The following is a 16,536-nucleotide window of genomic DNA, read 5'->3' on the forward strand; positions in this document are numbered from 1 at the left end:
CCAGCCGGGCCGCGAAGGAGGACCACAATGTCTCGAACCGCACTCCGTCGCTTAACCGCCGGCCTCGGCGTCGCCGTCACGGCGATCGTCGCGGCGGCCCTCATGGGCGCGGCGCCCGCGCAGGCCGAAGGCGTCGTCATCGGAGCCCAGAACCCCGGCGTGATCGAAGGCCACTACCTGGTCAAGCTCGCCGACACCCGTTCGGCGGGCGTCGACGCGATGTCGGCGACGCTCGCCGACCGCTACGCCGGTGAGATCACCCACACCTACCCGACGACGCTCGGCGGCTTCGCCGCGAAGATGACCGAGCAGCAGGCCCGGCGCCTGGCCGCCGACCCGCGCGTCGCCTTCGTCGAGGCCGACCAGGTCGTCACCACGGCCGCGACGCAGTCGCCCGTCCCGTCGTGGGGCATCGACCGCATCGACCAGCGCAACCTCCCGCTGACCAACAGCTACACCTACAACAACACCGCCTCCAGCGTGCGCGTGTACGTCATCGACACCGGCATTCTGACGACGCACACGACCTTCGGCGGGCGTGCCACCCACGGGCGTGACACCGTCGACAACGACAACAACGCCACCGACTGCAACGGTCACGGCACACACGTCGCCGGGACCATCGGCGGCAGCCAGTACGGCGTCGCGAAGGCCGCCCGCCTGGTGGCCGTGCGTGTGCTCAACTGCTCCGGCTCCGGCACGACCGCCGGCGTCGTCGCCGGGATCCAGTGGGTCACCAGCAACGCCGTCCGTCCCGCCGCGGCGAACATGAGCCTCGGCGGCGGTGCCAGCACCAGCATCGACAACGCGGTCAACGCGTCGATCAACGCCGGCATCACCTACGCCGTCGCGGCGGGCAACTCCAGCGCCAACGCGTGCAGCTACTCGCCGGCCCGCACCCCGGCGGCGATCACGGTCGGCGCGACGACCAGCACCGACGCGCGCGCCTCGTACTCGAACTACGGCACCTGCGTCGACATCTTCGCCCCCGGCAGCGGGATCACGTCGTCGTGGATCGGGTCCAACACCGCCACCAGCACCATCAGCGGCACCTCGATGGCGTCCCCGCACGTGGCGGGCGCGGCCGCGCTGTACCTCCAGAACAACCCGTCGGCCTCCCCGGCGACGGTCCGCAACGCCCTGGTCAACAACGCCACCAACGGTGTCGTGACCAACCCCGGAGCCGGCTCGCCGAACAAGCTCCTGTACACCGGCTTCATCTAGGCCCGCGAGGGATCGATGAGACGAGGCGGCCCGCGCACGCGCGGGCCGCCGCCCTCGTGCCGCGACCCCGCCGTCCACAGTGGACGCGATTTTCCCTCGCGCCACCGTGGCCACGCTCCCTAATCTGACGGCATGGAACCGAAAAGACTCATCTCCACCAGCAAGATGCTGTCCAAGACCCTCCGCCACGACCCCTCCCGGCTCGGCCTCACCCTCGACGCGCAGGGCTGGGTCGGCGTCGACGAACTCCTCGCCGCACTGGAGACACGCGGCAGACCCCTCACCCGCGCCGAACTCGACGAGGTCGTTGAAGGCAACGACAAGCGCCGCTTCACCATCGCCGACGGCCGCATCCGCGCCAACCAGGGCCACTCGATCGCGATCGACCTCGCCCTGGCCGCCACCGAACCGCCCGCGCTCCTCTTCCACGGCACCGCGACCCGCAACCTGGAGGCGATCCTCGCCGAAGGACTTGACCGCGGGCGACGCCACCACGTGCACCTGTCGGCCGACACCGACACGGCCGTACGCGTCGGCGCCCGGCACGGCAAACCCGTCGTGCTCACCGTCCTGGCCGGGATGATGGCCGCCGAAGGCCACGAGTTCTACGTCTCGGCCAACGGCGTCTGGCTCGCCGAGCACGTACCCGCCACGTACCTGCGGGCACCCTGAGGGCACTGTCGGACCCTTTTGACAGGATCGGCGAAGATGGACCGATCCCCCCGGAAGGAACACCCGTGAACGACGATCACCCCCTGTCCCCGACGACCGCCGGCCACACCGGACGCGCGATCTACCTCGACCAGGAGACGGTCGCCGAACTGCTCACCGGCTTCGACATCAAGCACGCCGTCGACGACGACGGCGACGTCCTCGCCTACTGGGACGACGTCCGCGTCTACTTCATGTTCCGCGAGGAGGGCGAGGAGCGTGTCTTCTCCGTACGCACCTTCTACGACCGCCGCTACGAGGCCGACGACCGCCGCCGCCTGCTCAGCGCCGTCGACGACTGGAACCGCCGGACCCTCTGGCCGAAGGTCCACACGCACACCTTCGAGGACGGCACCCTCAGCTGCGTCGGCGAGATCTTCCTCTACGCCGGTTTCGGCGTCACCCGCGACCACATCGAGCACAGCCTGAAGCGCTGGATCGGCGCCTGCCTCGACGTCGACGAGATGCTCCAGGAGAAGCTCGGCCCGGGCACGCCCGGGACCTGCTAGACCACCGCAGGCCCCGGCCGCCGCGCCTAGGCCGCGTGGTACCTGCGCAGGTACTCGCCGGTCAGCGACACCGTCGACTCCAGCAGCGCGGCCGGAGTGCCGGTGAACACGACCTCCCCACCGTCCTTGCCGCCGTCGGGGCCCAGGTCCACCACCCAGTCGGCCTGCTGGATCACGTCCAGGTTGTGTTCGATCACCACGACCGTGTTCCCCTTGTCCACCATGCCGTTCATCAACGCCAGCAGGGTGTCCACATCGGACATGTGCAGCCCGGTCGTCGGTTCGTCCAGCACGTACACCCCGCCCGTGCGGTGCAGCTGCGTGGCCAGCTTGATGCGCTGGCGCTCGCCGCCCGACAAGGTGCTCAGCGGCTGCCCGAGGCTCAGGTAGGACAGGCCGACGTCGACCAGCGTGCGCGCCTTGGTCAGCATCGGCTTCTCGGTGAGGAAGCCGACGGCGTCCTCGGCCGACAGCTCCAGCACGTCGGCGATCGACTTGCCGCGCAGCCGGTGCTCCAGCACCGACTCCTTGAACCGGCGCCCGTCGCAGCCGTCGCAGTGGGTCGTGATCGGGTCCATGTAGGCGAGTTCGGTGATGATCACGCCCTTGCCCTGGCACTGCTCGCACGCGCCGGTGGAGTTGAAGCTGAACAGGCCGGGCGCCGCTCCGCTGGCCGCCGCGAAGGCCTTCCGCAGCGGGTCCATGATCCCGAGGTAGCTCGCCGGGGTCGACCGCGAGGACGCGCCGATCGCCGACTGGTCGACGAAGATGGTCTCGGGGTAGGCGGCCATGAAGACCTCCGAGATCAGCGAACTCTTGCCCGACCCGGCCACGCCCGTCACGGCCGTGAGCACGCCCGTGGGGATCGCGACCGACACGTTCTTGAGGTTGTGCAGGTCGGCGTTGTCGACACTGAGCTTGCCGGTGGGCCGCCGCACCTCGGCCTTCACCGCTCCCGCGCGGCTCAGGCCGCGCCCGGTGAGCGTGTCGGCCTCCTTCAGCGCCGCCACCGGGCCCTCGAAGACGATCCGGCCGCCGTGCGCGCCGGCCGCCGGGCCGACGTCGACGACGTGGTCGGCGATGACGATGACGTCGGGGTCGTGCTCGACGACCAGGACGGTGTTTCCCTTGTCCCGCAGGGCCCGCAGCAGGTCGTTGAGGCGGCCCACGTCGCGCGGGTGCAGGCCGGTGCTCGGCTCGTCGAAGATGTAGGTGACCGCGGTCAGGCTGCTGCCCAGGTGCTTGACCATCTTCAGCCGCTGACCTTCGCCGCCCGACAGCGTCGAGGTCGCCCGGTCGAGGCTCAGGTAGCCCAGGCCGATGTCGGCGACGCGCTGGAGCTGCACTCGCGCGCCTTCGGCGATGGGGCCGGCCGGGCCCGCTGCCTCCGGCGGTCCGGCGATGGCCGCCAGGACCTCGATCAGGTCGGTGATCTGCATCCGCGACCACTCGGCGATGTTGCGGCCGCCGATGGTGGTGGCCAGGGCCTGCGGGTTGAGGCGGGCGCCGTCGCAGGCGGGGCACACGCCCTCGGTGAGGAACTTCTGGATGTTCTCGCGGGTGCGCTCGCTCAGGCCGCTCAGGTCCCGTTTGACGCCCTGGCGGACGAACTTGGCGTACACGCCCTCGTAGTTGGCCTTGAAGTTGCCGTTCTTCATGCGCAGCTCGACCTTGCCCGTGGAGCCGTGCAGGAGCGTGTTCCACTCCTCCTCGCGGTAATCGCTCAGGCGCTTGGCAGGGTCGAGGCCCTCGTAGTTGCCGTAGGCCTGCCACTCCAGGCCGCCGACCTTGTAGCCGGGCAGCAGGATCGCGCCCTCGTCGAGGGACTTCGAGCGGTCGAGCATGAGGTCGAGGTCGGGGCGGATGGTGCGGCCGATCCCGTCGCATTCGGGGCACATGCCCTGCGGGTCGTTGAAGCCGTACATGCCGACGTTGTTCGTGACCGGGTCACCGCACTTGGCGAACAGACCCCGGATCATCCCGTAGATGTCGGTCATGGTTCCGACGGTGGAGCGGGCGTTGCCGCCGACCGGCTTCTGGTCGACGATGATCGGCGTCGTCAGGTTCTCGATGGTGTCGGCGTGCGGGCGCTCGTACTTGGGCAGCTGGTTGCGGATGAACCAGCTGAAGGTGCCGTAGAGCTGCCGCTGGGCCTCGACGGCGATCGTGTCGAACACGATCGAGGACTTGCCCGAGCCGGAGACGCCGGTGAACACGGTGATCTTGTTCGCCGGGACGACGAGGGACACGTCCTTGAGGTTGTGCACCCGGGCGCCGGTGATGCGGATGTCGGCGTGCCCGGAACTCGCGGGGGAGCCTTGCGTGGCGGTCACTGGGGTCCTCTCGCTGGTTGCCTGCGTGATCGCAAAATTCGATCGTACACCGTACGAAGTAGTTTTCCGGTCTCCGCGAGGGGTGAGCTTCGCCTCCCCGGGCTCCGAATGCCACGTACAGGGACCGACGAGGCGCCCGGAAACGCTGAGGCCCAGGCCACGGGCGGTACGAAATGTCGCACGTTCCTGCGATGATGTTCGGCGTGAACAGTGATGCGAGCTCCACCCCGGACCAGGCGGCGGGCGCCGGCACGCCGGTTCCGCGGGACGCCGACGCCGCGCGCACGCGCCACGCCGCCCTCGCCGCCGAGATCAACGAGCACCGCTACCTCTACTACGTGCGGGACGCCTCGCTCATCTCCGACGCGGAGTTCGACGCCCTCATGCGCGAACTCACCGCCATCGAGGAGGCCCATCCCGAGCTGGTCACGGCGGACTCGCCGACCCAGAAGGTCGGCGGATTCACCACCGACTTCGCCTCCGTCACGCACGCCGAGCGCATGCTCAGCCTCGACAACGCGATGAACGACGAGGAGCTCGCCGCCTGGGCCGAGCGAATCCACGCCCAGATCCCGCAGGTCGACTTCCTCTGCGAACTCAAGATCGACGGGCTGGCGCTGAACCTCACCTACGAGAACGGCCGCCTGGTGCGCGGCGCCACGCGGGGCACGGGCAGCGTCGGCGAGGACGTCACCGCCAACGTCCGCACGATCGCCGGGATCCCCGACCGACTGACCGGCACCGAGGAGTTCCCGGTCCCGGAGTTCATCGAGGTCCGCGGCGAGGTCTACTTCCCGGTCGCCGACTTCGCCGACCTCAACGCCGCCCTGGTCGCCGAGGGCAAGCCGCCCTACGCCAACCCGCGCAACACCGCCTCGGGCAGCCTGCGGCAGAAGGACCCGCGTGTGACGGCCAGGCGCGCGCTGCGGATGACCGTCTACGGTGTCGGCGCCGCCCGCGGGTTCACGCCCTCGGCGCAGTCGGAGTCCTATGCCGCGCTGACGGCCTGGGGCCTGCCGACGAGCGGGTACTTCAAGGTCGTCCCGGACCTGGCGGGCGTGCGCGCCTACATCGCCGAGTACGCCAGGAAGCGGCACAACCTGGTCCACGAGATCGACGGTGTCGTCGTCAAGGTCGACCAGGTCGCCATCCAGCGCCGTCTCGGGTCGACCAGCAAGGCGCCCCGGTGGGCGATCGCGTGGAAGTTCCCGCCGGAGGAGGTCACGACCCCGCTGATCGACATCCGCACCAACGTCGGCCGCACCGGCCGGGTCACCCCCTACGCCGTGCTGGAGCCGGTGAAGGTCGCCGGTTCGGTCGTCACCTACGCGACCCTGCACAACGCCGACGAGGTCGAGCGCAAGGGCGTCCTGATCGGGGACCGGGTGGTCCTGCGCAAGGCCGGCGACGTCATCCCCGAGATCGTCGGGCCCGTCACCGAGGCCCGCACCGGCGCCGAGCGGCCCTTCGTCATGCCGACGACCTGCCCGTCGTGCGGGACGACCCTGCACCGGGAGAAGGCCGACGACGTCGACCAGCGCTGCCCGAACGCCGAGTCCTGCCCCGGGCAGGTCAAGGAGCGGATCCTCTACGTCGGCGCCCGCCGCGCCTTCGACATCGAGGTGCTGGGGGAGAAGTCGGCCGGTGCCCTCTTCGACTCACGAGTCGTCGCCAACGAGGGTGACCTGTTCTCGCTGACCGAGGAGAAGCTGCTCGCCTGCCCGCTGTTCGTCACCAAGGACGGCAGGCTCAGCGCCAACGGCCAGAAGTTCCTGGCCAACCTCGAAGAGGTCAAGAGCGTTCCCCTCGCGCGGGTCCTGGTGGCCCTGTCGATCCGGCACGTCGGGCCTTCGGCGGCGCGGGACCTGGCGCGCGAGCTCGGCTCGCTCGACGCGATCATGAACGCCTCGGTGGAGGAGCTGGCCGCCGTCGACGGTGTCGGACCGCGCATCGCCGAGTCCCTGGCGGCGTGGTTCACCGTCGGCTGGCACCGCGAGATCGTCGAGAAATGGCGCGCGGCGGGCGTGCGAACCGAAGACGAACGGGTGGAGTCCGACGGCCCTTCGCTGGAGGGCGTCACGGTGGTCTTGACCGGTACCCTCGAACAGTACTCAAGGGACGGTGCCACGGAGTTGGTGCAGGCGGCGGGCGGAAAGATGTCGGGTTCGGTGTCGAAGAAGACCGGCTTCGTGGTCGTCGGCGAGTCCCCCGGTTCGAAATACGACAAGGCGCTCAAGCTCGGTGTTCCCGTCCTCGACGAGGCCGGTTTCACGGCTCTTTTGACCGAGGGGCCGGAGGCCGCCGCGCGACTCGCGCGTCACCAGGCGGAATGATCGTCGTTGCTCAATGGGGGGAATCGCGGTAGGACTAGGAGGCACGATCCTGGCTGACGCGTGTCAGTTGCCGGTTTCGACGTCTGGGAGGGGCTTATGACGTCGATGAACTTCCGCAACACCGCCCCACCGAACCGAGCCGGGGTCTTCTTCGGGTACGTCGGTCTGGTGATGGCGGCCAGTGCGGTGATCTTGGCGTTGACCACGCCGTCGATCTCCGATGTCGTGGCGACCGCTCCGGCCGCCTTCTGGGCGCTGGCGATCCTGGCGGTGGTGGTCGACGCCCTGCCGTTGTCGCCGCCGGGTCCGCGGCAGTCGGCGATCGTGGTGATGTCGACCTGTTTCAGCTACGCCATCATCTTCGGATGGGGGCTCGGGCCGGCGATCGTGGTGCAGATCCTGGCCACCGCCGTGTCCTCCTGGCGCTGCCGCTACACCGTCTGGCGCGCCGGGTTCAACGCAGCCCAGTACACGCTCTCGCTGAGCGCGGCCTGGCTGGTGCTCGTGGCGATCAACGGGCGCGACATGGTCGCGCCGAACGTCGCGCTGCCGATCGAGCCGGAGACGCTCGTCGCCGTCGTCGCCAGTGCCCTGGCGTGGCTGCTGGTGAACCACACGATGGTCAGCCTGGCCGTGTGGCTGCGCTTCGGGCGGCCGTTCTGGCGCGGATTCCTCGGGCACCTGGGCAACGACACCCTCGGTGACGCCGCCCTGCTCGCGCTCGGGCCGGTGCTGCTGACGGCCGCGATGAACAACGTCTGGCTGACGCCGCTGATCGCGCTGCCGCTGTACGGCGTGTACAAGAACGCGCGCCTGTCCAACGAGATGGAGGATCTGTCGCGGACCGACCCGCTGACGGGTCTGCCGAACCGCACGGCCCTCCAGCGGTGGGTCGACGCCGAGATCGCCTGGTACCGCGAGCGCGGTGGCGGAGTGGCGCTGCTGGTCTGCGACCTGGACCGCTTCAAGGCCGTCAACGACGCGATGGGGCACGCCATCGGCGACCAGCTGCTCATCGAGGTCGGGCGGCGCCTATCGGCCAACATCCGCGAGGGCGAGCATCTGGCGCGCCTGGGCGGCGACGAGTTCGCGATCGTGGTGACGGGAACCGCGGCCGACCCGGTGGCGGTCGCCGAACGGCTCGGCGCGGCCCTCAACGAACCGGTGCAGATCGGCGAGATCACGATCGACGTCGCCGGTGCCATGGGCGTGGCGCTGTGCCCGGACCACGGCACGGACTTCGAGGCGCTGATGCAGCACGCCGACGTGGCGATGTACGAGGCGAAGCGCCGAGGCGACCCGGTCGCCGTCTACGCGCCGGAGTCCGACCAGAACACCCCCGAGCGGCTGAGCCTGCTCGGGGATCTGCGCCGGACCCTGGAGGACGACCGCCTGCCCGGGATCGAGCTGTACTGGCAGCCGCAGGTGTCGATCATGACCGGTGAGGTGCTCGGCGTCGAGGCGCTGCTGCGCTACCGGCACCCCAAGCAGGGGAAGGTCGACCCGGAGGAGCTGATCAGTCTCGCCGAGCACAGCGCGGTCATGCGCCTGCTGACCTTCCGCGTCCTCGACAACGCGATCCAGCAGCTGGCGACGTGGGCACGGGAGGGCGTCGACGTGCGCGCGTCGGTGAACGTCTCCGTCCGCGACCTGCAGAGCCCGACCTTCGTGGAGGGGCTGACCAAGCGGCTCGTGCAGCACGACGTGGCGCCCGCGCAGCTTCAGCTGGAGATCACCGAGAGCGCGCTCATGGCCGATCCCCGGCGGGTCCTGACCACGCTGAAGGGCCTTGAGGCGCTCGGGGTGGCGTTGAGCCTCGACGACTTCGGGACCGGCTTCTCCTCGCTCCAGCACCTGCGCAGGCTGCCGGTGTCGGAGGTCAAGATCGACCGCTCCTTCGTGCTGGGGATGGACAACGAAGGCGGCGACGACGCGGCCATCGTGCGCTCCATCATCGAGCTCGCCGGTTCGCTCGGGCTGCGCGTGGTGGCCGAGGGCGTCGAGGACGAGCACACCTGGCGGGCCCTGGCCGGGCTCGGCTGCGACATCGCGCAGGGCTGGTTCCACGCCCGGCCGATGCCCGCCGAGGAGTTCACCGGCTGGCTGGCGCGTTACCGGCCGCCGAGCCTGCTGCGTTCGGTGCGGGTCCAGCCCGCCGGACCGGCGGCGGGCGTCTAGGTCCTCGCCGGGCGGAAACGCCGGGTGAGGGACTTCCCGCCCACGATCAGGACCACCGCGAGGACGATGACGCCGCCGCCGAGCAGGAGGTTCGGGCCGAAGGCCTCGTCGCCGGCGAGGACGCCGAGGGCGACGGCGACGACCGGGTTGACGTAGGCGTAGGTGGCGACGGTGTCGTTGGGCAGGGTCGTGTTCGCATACCCGTAGGCGGTGTAGGCGAGCATCGACCCGGCGACGACCAGCCACGCGAAACCGGCGATGGAGGCGCCGGAGACCGCGGAGAGGTCGAGGCGGCCGAACTCGCCGGCGGCCGCGCCCACGGCGATGAGGATCAGCCCTCCGGCGATCATCTGCAGCGACGCCGTCACGAGCGGATGCGACGGGAGGGGCGCCCGGCGGGCGTAGACCGAGCCCGATGCCCAGCACAGGGCCCCGAAGGCGACGAGGAGCGCCAGGCCGACGTCGACGCTCGCGCCCGGTCCGCCGACGAGCAGGCCGACACCGGCCAGGCCGAGGGCGAGCGCGACCCACATCAGGGCCGTGACTCGGGTGCGGGTGACGACGGCGTTGACGAGGACCATCCAGACCGGGACCGTGGCGACGATGAGGGCGGCGAGTCCGGAGTCGAGGCCGGTCTCGGCGACGCTGACCATGCCGTTGCCGCAGACGAGCATGAGGGCGGCGACGATGACCGCCGAGCGGAGCTGCCGGCCCGTCGGGCGTTTCGGTCCGCGCGCGTGGCGCGGTCCGACGATGGCGAGCATCACCGCTCCGGCGATCAGGAAGCGGAACCCGGCCATCAGGAGGGGAGGCATCGTGTCGATGGCGACGCGGATGCCGAAGTAGGTCGATCCCCACACGATGTAGACGGTGAGGAGTGCCAGCCACGGAAGAACACGGGGGCCTGAGGTCGTCAATTTAGGTTCGGTGAGCATCTGACCTCATTTAAAAAGGCGCATCCGGCATACTTCTTGGCAGAGACTAGGCTCGGATCGGCTGAAGGGCAAGTTTTTACCATGAAGCGAGAACTGGACGCGGTGGATCGCACGATCCTGCGCGAGATGACCGCCGATGGGCGGCAGACCGTGCGCGCGCTGGCCCGGACGGTGGGACTGTCCGAACCCTCGGTCCGCGATCGCCTGCAGCGGCTCGAAGGCGACGGGGTGATCACCGGGTACCGTGCCGAGCTGGATCCGGCGAACGTGGACGCCGGGACCGCGGCCTTCATCGCCCTGCGCTTCGATCCCGCGGCCAAGGCGGACGTCAACGAGCGCCTCGCGGAGGAGCCGTGCGTACTGGAGGTGCACGAGGTCGCCGGTGAGGACTGCTACTGGCTGAAGGTGCGCGTGTCGGGGACGGACGCCCTGGCCGACGCCCTCGACCGGATGCGCGCGATCCCGTCGGTGCGGAGTACCGCGACCACGATCGTCCTGCGCACGATCCTCGAACGCCCGCTGGGTGTGGCGGAAGGCTAGAGCCACTTCTCCATGTGCGTGTCGACCACGTCGTGGCCGTGCGTGCCCTCCCGGTCGAGTCGCGAGAAACCCATCCGCTCATAGATCCGGCGGGCCGCGTCCAGGCCGTGGTTGGTCGACAGCACCATGCGTTCGTAACCGGCCCGGCGGGCGAAGTCGACGCACTCGTCGACGAGCCGGAAACCGATGCCCGTCCCGCGCGCCCACGGCTCGACCAGCAGCACCCGCAGCCGGGCCGTGCGCTCGTCCTCGCGCACGCACATCACGCAGCCGGCGCGCTCGCCGTCGAGCTCGGCGATCCAGGTCCGTTCACGTTCGGGGTCGTTGGCGGAGGCGAAGTCGGCGATGATCCGCGCCACGGCGCCCTCGAAGCTCGCGTCGAAGCCGTGCTCGGCGCCGTAGAGGACGCCGTGTCGGTAGACGATCCAGCCGTGGTCGCCGACGCGGGCGTCGCGGACGGTCACCTCGCGCGGCTTGGGGCCGCCGAGGACGTCGCGGGCCGTGCCGAGGGCGCGGACGAGGCGGTCGCGGTCGGAGGGCGACAGTCCGTCGAGCAGCGCGGCGACCTGCTCGTCGGTGCGGCCGTCGAGTTCGGCCTGCGTCTTGCGGCCCTCCGGGGTCAGCGCGAGGATCTGCTGCCGCGCGTCGTGCGGGGAGCGGTCGCGGGTGATGAACCCGGCGGCGGTGAACCTGCCGACGATCCGGCTGAGGTACCCGGCGTCGAGTTCCAGCTCCTTGCGCAGGGCGACGACCGGCATCGACTCGCGCTGCGCCAGCTCGAACAGCACCCGCGCCTCGGTGAGCGTGTAGCCGCTGTCGAGGAGGCTCTCGCCGAGCGTGCCGATGACCTTGGTGTAGAAGCGGTTGAAGGCGCGCACGGCGGCGATCTGCGCGGGGGAGCCGGTCACCGAATCCATCATGTCATTGCCTCCGTCAACAAAGTCTTTGACTCAAGCAACGATATGTCCCGCGCGGTGCACCACGCAACCCCCGGCGCCCGATCAGCCGTGCAGCACCTCGTCGAAGAAACGATCCAGCCGCGTCCGCACCCCCGCGACGCGCTCGCCGACGGTCAGTGTCCCGTCGAGCTGCGTGTCGGCGGTGGCCTTCGCCAGCCGCGCGTTGCGCGAGCAGCCCAGGTCGTTGCACACGTAGGTCCCGACCGAGTTCCAGTCCCGGCTGTCGCCCCGCGCCCGGCGGGCGGTGAACAACGACACCGACCCGCCCTGCCGCGTCGAGCGGCACAGCCCGCACATCGCCGAGACCCGGCGGGCCTTCGGCGAATCGGCGACCCGCAGCGCGATCCCGGCCGGTTCCCCGTCCCGCCAGATCACGATGTAGGCCCGCAACGGCGCCCTCGGATCCCGCCAGCCGAGGAAGTCGACCTGGTCCCAGACGATCTCGTCGAGCCTTCCGGGCAGCGTCATCTTCGTGGCCTCACCGCGCGAGCAGTTGGTCATCGCGCGGCGGATCTGGGCCTCGGTGAGCGGGTCCACGACGGTCTCCTTCGGGTCGGACGCGATGGGAGACCTTACCGGCGGCGGGACGGCCGGGCGAACGCTTTTGCTCCATCCACTCAGCCCTATTGTCGACAAACAGACCGTCGGGCGTTACGACCTTGCAATCATCCTGCAATCACGCCGCCGCCCATTCCCCCTGTTGATCAGTAACGTGCGTCGACATACACGGGCCCGAGGCCGGTGCGCGCACGCGCGCCCGGCGGCAGGGCCCGGCCCGACGGCAGAAGAGGAGATCGTGCCCGCCGCCCTGAGCGCTCACAACCTGTACAAAGTCTTCGGCCGACGCGCCAAACAGGCCGTCGCACGCCTCACCGAAGGGCGCGACGTCGGCGGCCTCGACGTCACCGCGGCCGTCGCCGACGTCAGCTTCCACGTCGAGCCCGGCGAGATCTTCGTCGTCATGGGCCTGTCCGGCTCGGGGAAATCGACCCTGATCCGCATGCTCAACGGACTGCTCGCCCCCAGCTCGGGCCGCGTCGAGGTCGACGGCACCGACCTGACCGCGCTCCGCCCGGCCGAACTGCGCACCCTCCGCCGCGAGAAGATCAGCATGGTCTTCCAGCACTTCGCGCTGCTGCCGCACCGCACCGTCCTGGACAACGCGGCCTACGCCCTCGAAGTCGCCCGCGTCCCCACCGCCGAACGGCTCGAACGCGCCCGGCACGCGCTCGACCTGGTCGGCCTCACCGGACGCGAGGACGCCCTGCCGCAGCAGCTGTCGGGCGGCATGAAACAACGCGTCGGGCTCGCTCGCGCGCTGGCCGCCGGGACCGACATCATGCTGATGGACGAGGCCTTCAGCGCCCTCGACCCGCTCATCCGGCGCGAGATGCAAGACCAGCTCCTCGAACTCCAGGAGAGCCTCGGCAAGACGATCGTGTTCATCACCCACGACCTCAACGAGGCCATGCGCCTCGGCGACCGGATCGCGGTCATGCGCGACGGGCGGATCGTGCAGATCGGCACCGCCGAGGAGATCCTCACCGACCCGTCGAGCGACTACGTCGCCCAGTTCGTGGCCGACGTCGACCGCACCCGCGTGCTCACCGCCGCGTCGGTCATGGAGCCCCCACGCAGCGTCGTCACCACGACCAGCGGTCCCCGCGCGGCCCTCCTGGAGATGCAGGCGAGCCACACCACGGCCGCCTACGTCGTGTGCCGCGACAAGAACCTCAAAGGTGCCATCACCGACGAGACCGCCGCCCGCGCCGCCAGGGCCGGCGACGTCGCCACCGTCGAGGAACTCCTCGGCGACCTCGACGTCGTCACCGTCCACCCCGACACGCCCGTCGCCGAACTCATCGCGCCCTGCGCCTCGACGCCACTGCCGCTCGCCGTCGTCGGCGACGACGGGCGCCTCGCCGGGGTCATACCCCGCGTCACGCTGCTGACCGCGCTAGGCACACCCGAACCCGAGGAGGCGACCGCGTGATCACCGCGGACCGGCCCCTCGACGGCCTCATCCCCGAAGTCCCCATCGGCGACGTCTTCGAAGCCATCGTCACCTGGTCGAAGAACAACCTGGGCCCCCTCGTCGACACCACCAAGACCATCGTCGAGGCCCTCACCTCGGGACTCTCCGACCTGCTCCTCCTGGCCCCGCCCATCGCCATGGTCGTCGTCTTCGCCGGCCTTGGACTCTGGCTGCGCGGCTGGAAGTTCGGGCTCGGCGTGCTCATCGCCATGGGACTCGTCTCCGGACTGCCCTACTGGGAGCAGACGATGCAGACGCTCGCGCAGGTCCTCGTGGCCAGCGCGCTCGCACTGCTCATCGCCGTGCCCATCGGCGTGCTCGCGGCCGAGAACAGGCGCTTCAGCGTCGTCGTACGGCCCGTCCTGGACTTCATGCAGACCATGCCGGCGTTCGTCTACCTGATCCCGGCGGTCTCGCTGTACAGCATCGGCGTCGTCCCGGGCGTGCTCGCGACCGTCGTGTTCTGCATGCCCCCCGGCGTGCGCCTCACCGAACTGGGACTGCGGCAGGTCGACAAGGAAGTCGTCGAGGCCGGCGAATCCTTCGGCGCCTCACCCGCGGCGATCCTCGGCAGGATCAAACTGCCCCTCGCGATGCCGACGATCATGGCCGGCGTCAACCAGGTCATCATGCTCGCCCTGTCGATGGTCGTCATCGCCGGAATGGTCGGCGCCGAAGGACTCGGCAGCGTCATCAAGGAATCCGTCGACCGCCTGCTCATCGGCAAGGGATTCACCGCCGGCGCCGCCGTCGTCGTGCTCGCGATCTTCCTCGACCGCGTCACCGACGCGCTCGGTTCGCGCACCAAGGTCGCCAAGGCCAAGCGCCTCACCAGCCACGTCTGAACATCTCTGCCCCGGCACGGACGGAAGGAAACAAGATGAGAAGGTCCAACCTGCTGCGCGGAATCGCGCTGGCCTCGATCGCGGCGCTCGCCCTCGGCGCCGCCGCCTGCGGAAAGAGCAAGGAAGCCGACGGCGGTGGCGGCGGTGACGACAAGACGATCACCATCGGCTACGTGTCGTGGGACGAGGCGATCGCGGCCAGCAACCTCTGGGAGAACATCCTGGAGGAGAAGGGCTACGACGTGGAGCTGAAGAACATCGAGCCCGGACTGCTCTTCCAGGGGCTGGCCGACGGCAACGTCGACTTCTTCCTCGACGGCTGGCTGCCCCAGACGCACGCCGACTACTGGGCGACGTACGGCGAGAAGCTGGAGAAGGTCGGCGTCTGGTACGACAACGCCTCCCTGAGCATCGCCGTCCCCGAATACGTCGACGTCACGTCGCTCAAAGACCTCGCCGCCAACGCCGACAAGTTCAACGGCGAGATCATCGGCATCGAGCCGGGCGCGGGACTGACCACCGCCACCAAGGAAAAGGTCATCCCGACCTACGGCCTCGAAGGCAAGCTGGACCTCAAGACCTCGACGACCACGGCGATGCTCGCCGCCCTCGACGGTGCCATCGCCAAGCAGGAGCCCATCGTCGTGACCCTGTGGCACCCGCACTGGGCCTACGCCAAGTACCAGCTCAAGGACCTCGAAGACCCCGACGGCACCCTCGGCGCCGCCGAAGAGGTCACCACCATCGCCCGCCAGGGCTTCGGCGCCGACCAGCCCGAGATCACCGCCATGCTGCAGAAGTTCAAGATGGACGACACGCAGCTTGGGACTCTCGAAGACCTGACGCTGAACAAGTACAAGGACGACCCGGCCAAGGGCGTCGAGGAATGGCTTGCGGCGAACCCGGAGTTTGTGAGCGGGCTGGGGTAGGGGTTGGGGTCGGGGGCGCCTCGGGCTTAGGTGGGGGCGGGTGTGGGTTTTCCGCCCGTCTCCGCCTCCGCCTCCGTGTCTGCGCTACTCCTGGGCTCGTCCTCGCTGTGGATCCTGGCGTGTGCTGGGGAGTGGTGCTCGTGGCAGGGCCGTGACTCTGGGGGGGTGTTCGCCCTGTCGCGCGTAGCGCGACTGGTCCCCTCGATCCACTTGCGTGTGTCTCCGTCGCTTCGGCCAGGGATTGGTGCAACACGAAGGTTCTGGGGCTGTCAAGGGCGCTCTTTCCCTTGACTGTCCCAGGTTCTTCGTGTCCCCTTGAGCGGCCGAAAAAGACGGAGACACGGCGTGTGCCAGCCACCTTGATGAGCGCGGACCCCGCGACACAGCCCAGCCTGGGGCTTGCCGCAGCCTGGTCAAGACCTGGAAGGTTGATGGCTCTTCCTCGTCTCCCGAGCGAGGCCGGGGGTCAAGGGGGCGGAGCCCCTTGCGGGGTCTGGGGCAGAGCCCCAGGACGCCGGGAACGGCAGGACCCGGAACTCGTGGGCGGGTGAACCGTCATTCGGCAGGACCCGGAACGCGTGGGCGGGTGAACCGTCATTCGGCAGGACCCCAAACTTGCGGGGGGCCGAGGTTCTGCCTTGAGGGGGCCTGAGCGGGGTACCCGGCGCCCGTAGGTGGTTCACGCGTCCGTTCGCTTCGCTCCGAACGCCACGAAAGGTCGGCACCCGCCGCGTCTGCCACTCCGTGCGCTGCCACGTCGCTCTCGCCGCGACTACTCCGCCTCGCCCCCATCCCGTCGGTGCGCCGTCTCGTCTCGGGTGCTGGACATGTCCCTGCGTGTCGCGGTTAGCCCCGGCCGGGGGCTCCGCCCCCCGCACCCCCGCTGGGAGGCTTCGCCCCCAGACCCCCACTGGGGCTCCGCCCCAGACCCCGTCGGGGCTTCGCCCCGAACCCCACCAGGGACTCCGTCCCTGGACCCTGCTGGGGCTTCGCCCCAGACCCCAC

The 16,536-nt window shown here is 69.8% G+C and carries 13 protein-coding genes; 9 read left to right on the forward strand and 4 right to left on the reverse strand.

Features of this window, described 5'->3' with window-relative positions; all coding sequences use genetic code 11:
• The first annotated feature begins 27 nt into the window (after nt 1–27).
• From HNR73_RS11790 to HNR73_RS11800, 3 genes are all read left to right on the forward strand, one after another.
• Complete coding sequence (locus HNR73_RS11790; RefSeq protein ID WP_184787397.1) at nt 28–1,224, forward strand: S8 family peptidase; 1,197 nt, start codon at nt 28–30, stop codon at nt 1,222–1,224.
• 132 nt (nt 1,225–1,356) lie between these two features.
• Nucleotides 1,357–1,896: an RNA 2'-phosphotransferase gene (locus tag HNR73_RS11795; protein ID WP_184787398.1), complete on the forward strand. Its 540-nt coding sequence runs from the start codon at nt 1,357–1,359 to the stop codon at nt 1,894–1,896.
• 65 nt (nt 1,897–1,961) lie between these two features.
• Nucleotides 1,962–2,444 carry a type III secretion system chaperone family protein gene (locus HNR73_RS11800; protein ID WP_184787399.1) on the forward strand — a complete coding sequence of 161 codons (483 nt, stop codon included), beginning with the start codon at nt 1,962–1,964 and terminating at the stop codon, nt 2,442–2,444.
• A gap of 26 nt (nt 2,445–2,470) precedes the next feature.
• On the opposite strand, the gene HNR73_RS11805 is transcribed toward HNR73_RS11800, so the two are convergent.
• Nucleotides 2,471–4,777 (reverse strand): excinuclease ABC subunit UvrA, encoded by a 2,307-nt coding sequence (locus tag HNR73_RS11805; protein WP_184787400.1) that lies wholly within the window; start codon nt 4,775–4,777, stop codon nt 2,471–2,473.
• 194 nt (nt 4,778–4,971) lie between these two features.
• Here HNR73_RS11805 and ligA point away from each other — a divergent pair, with 194 nt between their 5' ends.
• Complete coding sequence (gene ligA, locus HNR73_RS11810) at nt 4,972–7,110, forward strand: NAD-dependent DNA ligase LigA (protein ID WP_184787450.1); 2,139 nt, start codon at nt 4,972–4,974, stop codon at nt 7,108–7,110.
• A 96-nt stretch (nt 7,111–7,206) separates the two neighbouring features.
• On the forward strand, nt 7,207–9,288 hold the full coding sequence (locus HNR73_RS11815) for a putative bifunctional diguanylate cyclase/phosphodiesterase (protein WP_184787401.1): 2,082 nt from the start codon (nt 7,207–7,209) through the stop codon (nt 9,286–9,288).
• On the opposite strand, the gene HNR73_RS11820 is transcribed toward HNR73_RS11815, so the two are convergent.
• On the reverse strand, nt 9,285–10,223 hold the full coding sequence (locus HNR73_RS11820; protein WP_184787402.1) for an EamA family transporter: 939 nt from the start codon (nt 10,221–10,223) through the stop codon (nt 9,285–9,287). The two genes, HNR73_RS11815 and HNR73_RS11820, sit on opposite strands and share 4 nt — an antisense overlap.
• An 81-nt stretch (nt 10,224–10,304) precedes the next feature.
• Here HNR73_RS11820 and HNR73_RS11825 point away from each other — a divergent pair, with 81 nt between their 5' ends.
• Entirely contained in the window at nt 10,305–10,763 is a 459-nt protein-coding gene (locus HNR73_RS11825) for an Lrp/AsnC family transcriptional regulator (RefSeq protein WP_184787403.1), read from the forward strand.
• Here HNR73_RS11825 and HNR73_RS11830 read toward each other — a convergent pair.
• Together HNR73_RS11830 and HNR73_RS11835 are read right to left on the reverse strand one after the other, a co-directional pair.
• Nucleotides 10,760–11,671, reverse strand: a complete 912-nt coding sequence (locus tag HNR73_RS11830) for a bifunctional helix-turn-helix transcriptional regulator/GNAT family N-acetyltransferase (protein ID WP_203686871.1) — start codon at nt 11,669–11,671, stop codon at nt 10,760–10,762. The two genes, HNR73_RS11825 and HNR73_RS11830, sit on opposite strands and share 4 nt — an antisense overlap.
• A gap of 93 nt (nt 11,672–11,764) precedes the next feature.
• The gene (locus HNR73_RS11835) at nt 11,765–12,259 is read right to left on the reverse strand and encodes an FBP domain-containing protein (RefSeq protein ID WP_184787404.1); all 495 of its coding nucleotides are present in this window, start codon (nt 12,257–12,259) and stop codon (nt 11,765–11,767) included.
• A 259-nt stretch (nt 12,260–12,518) separates the two neighbouring features.
• Here HNR73_RS11835 and HNR73_RS11840 point away from each other — a divergent pair, with 259 nt between their 5' ends.
• The 3 genes from HNR73_RS11840 to HNR73_RS11850 are packed head-to-tail and all read left to right on the forward strand — an operon-like array spanning nt 12,519 to nt 15,531.
• Entirely contained in the window at nt 12,519–13,715 is a 1,197-nt protein-coding gene (locus HNR73_RS11840) for a quaternary amine ABC transporter ATP-binding protein (RefSeq protein WP_239122351.1), read from the forward strand.
• On the forward strand, nt 13,712–14,602 hold the full coding sequence (locus tag HNR73_RS11845) for an ABC transporter permease (RefSeq protein WP_221330875.1): 891 nt from the start codon (nt 13,712–13,714) through the stop codon (nt 14,600–14,602). The genes HNR73_RS11840 and HNR73_RS11845 overlap by 4 nt, the downstream gene beginning before the upstream one ends.
• A 35-nt stretch (nt 14,603–14,637) precedes the next feature.
• A complete protein-coding gene (locus HNR73_RS11850) occupies nt 14,638–15,531 on the forward strand; it encodes a glycine betaine ABC transporter substrate-binding protein (RefSeq protein WP_184787406.1) in 894 nt (297 codons plus the stop codon).
• Nucleotides 15,532–16,536: the final 1,005 nt, after the last annotated feature.

Source organism: Phytomonospora endophytica, assembly GCF_014202425.1.
GTDB lineage: Bacteria > Actinomycetota > Actinomycetes > Mycobacteriales > Micromonosporaceae > Phytomonospora > Phytomonospora endophytica.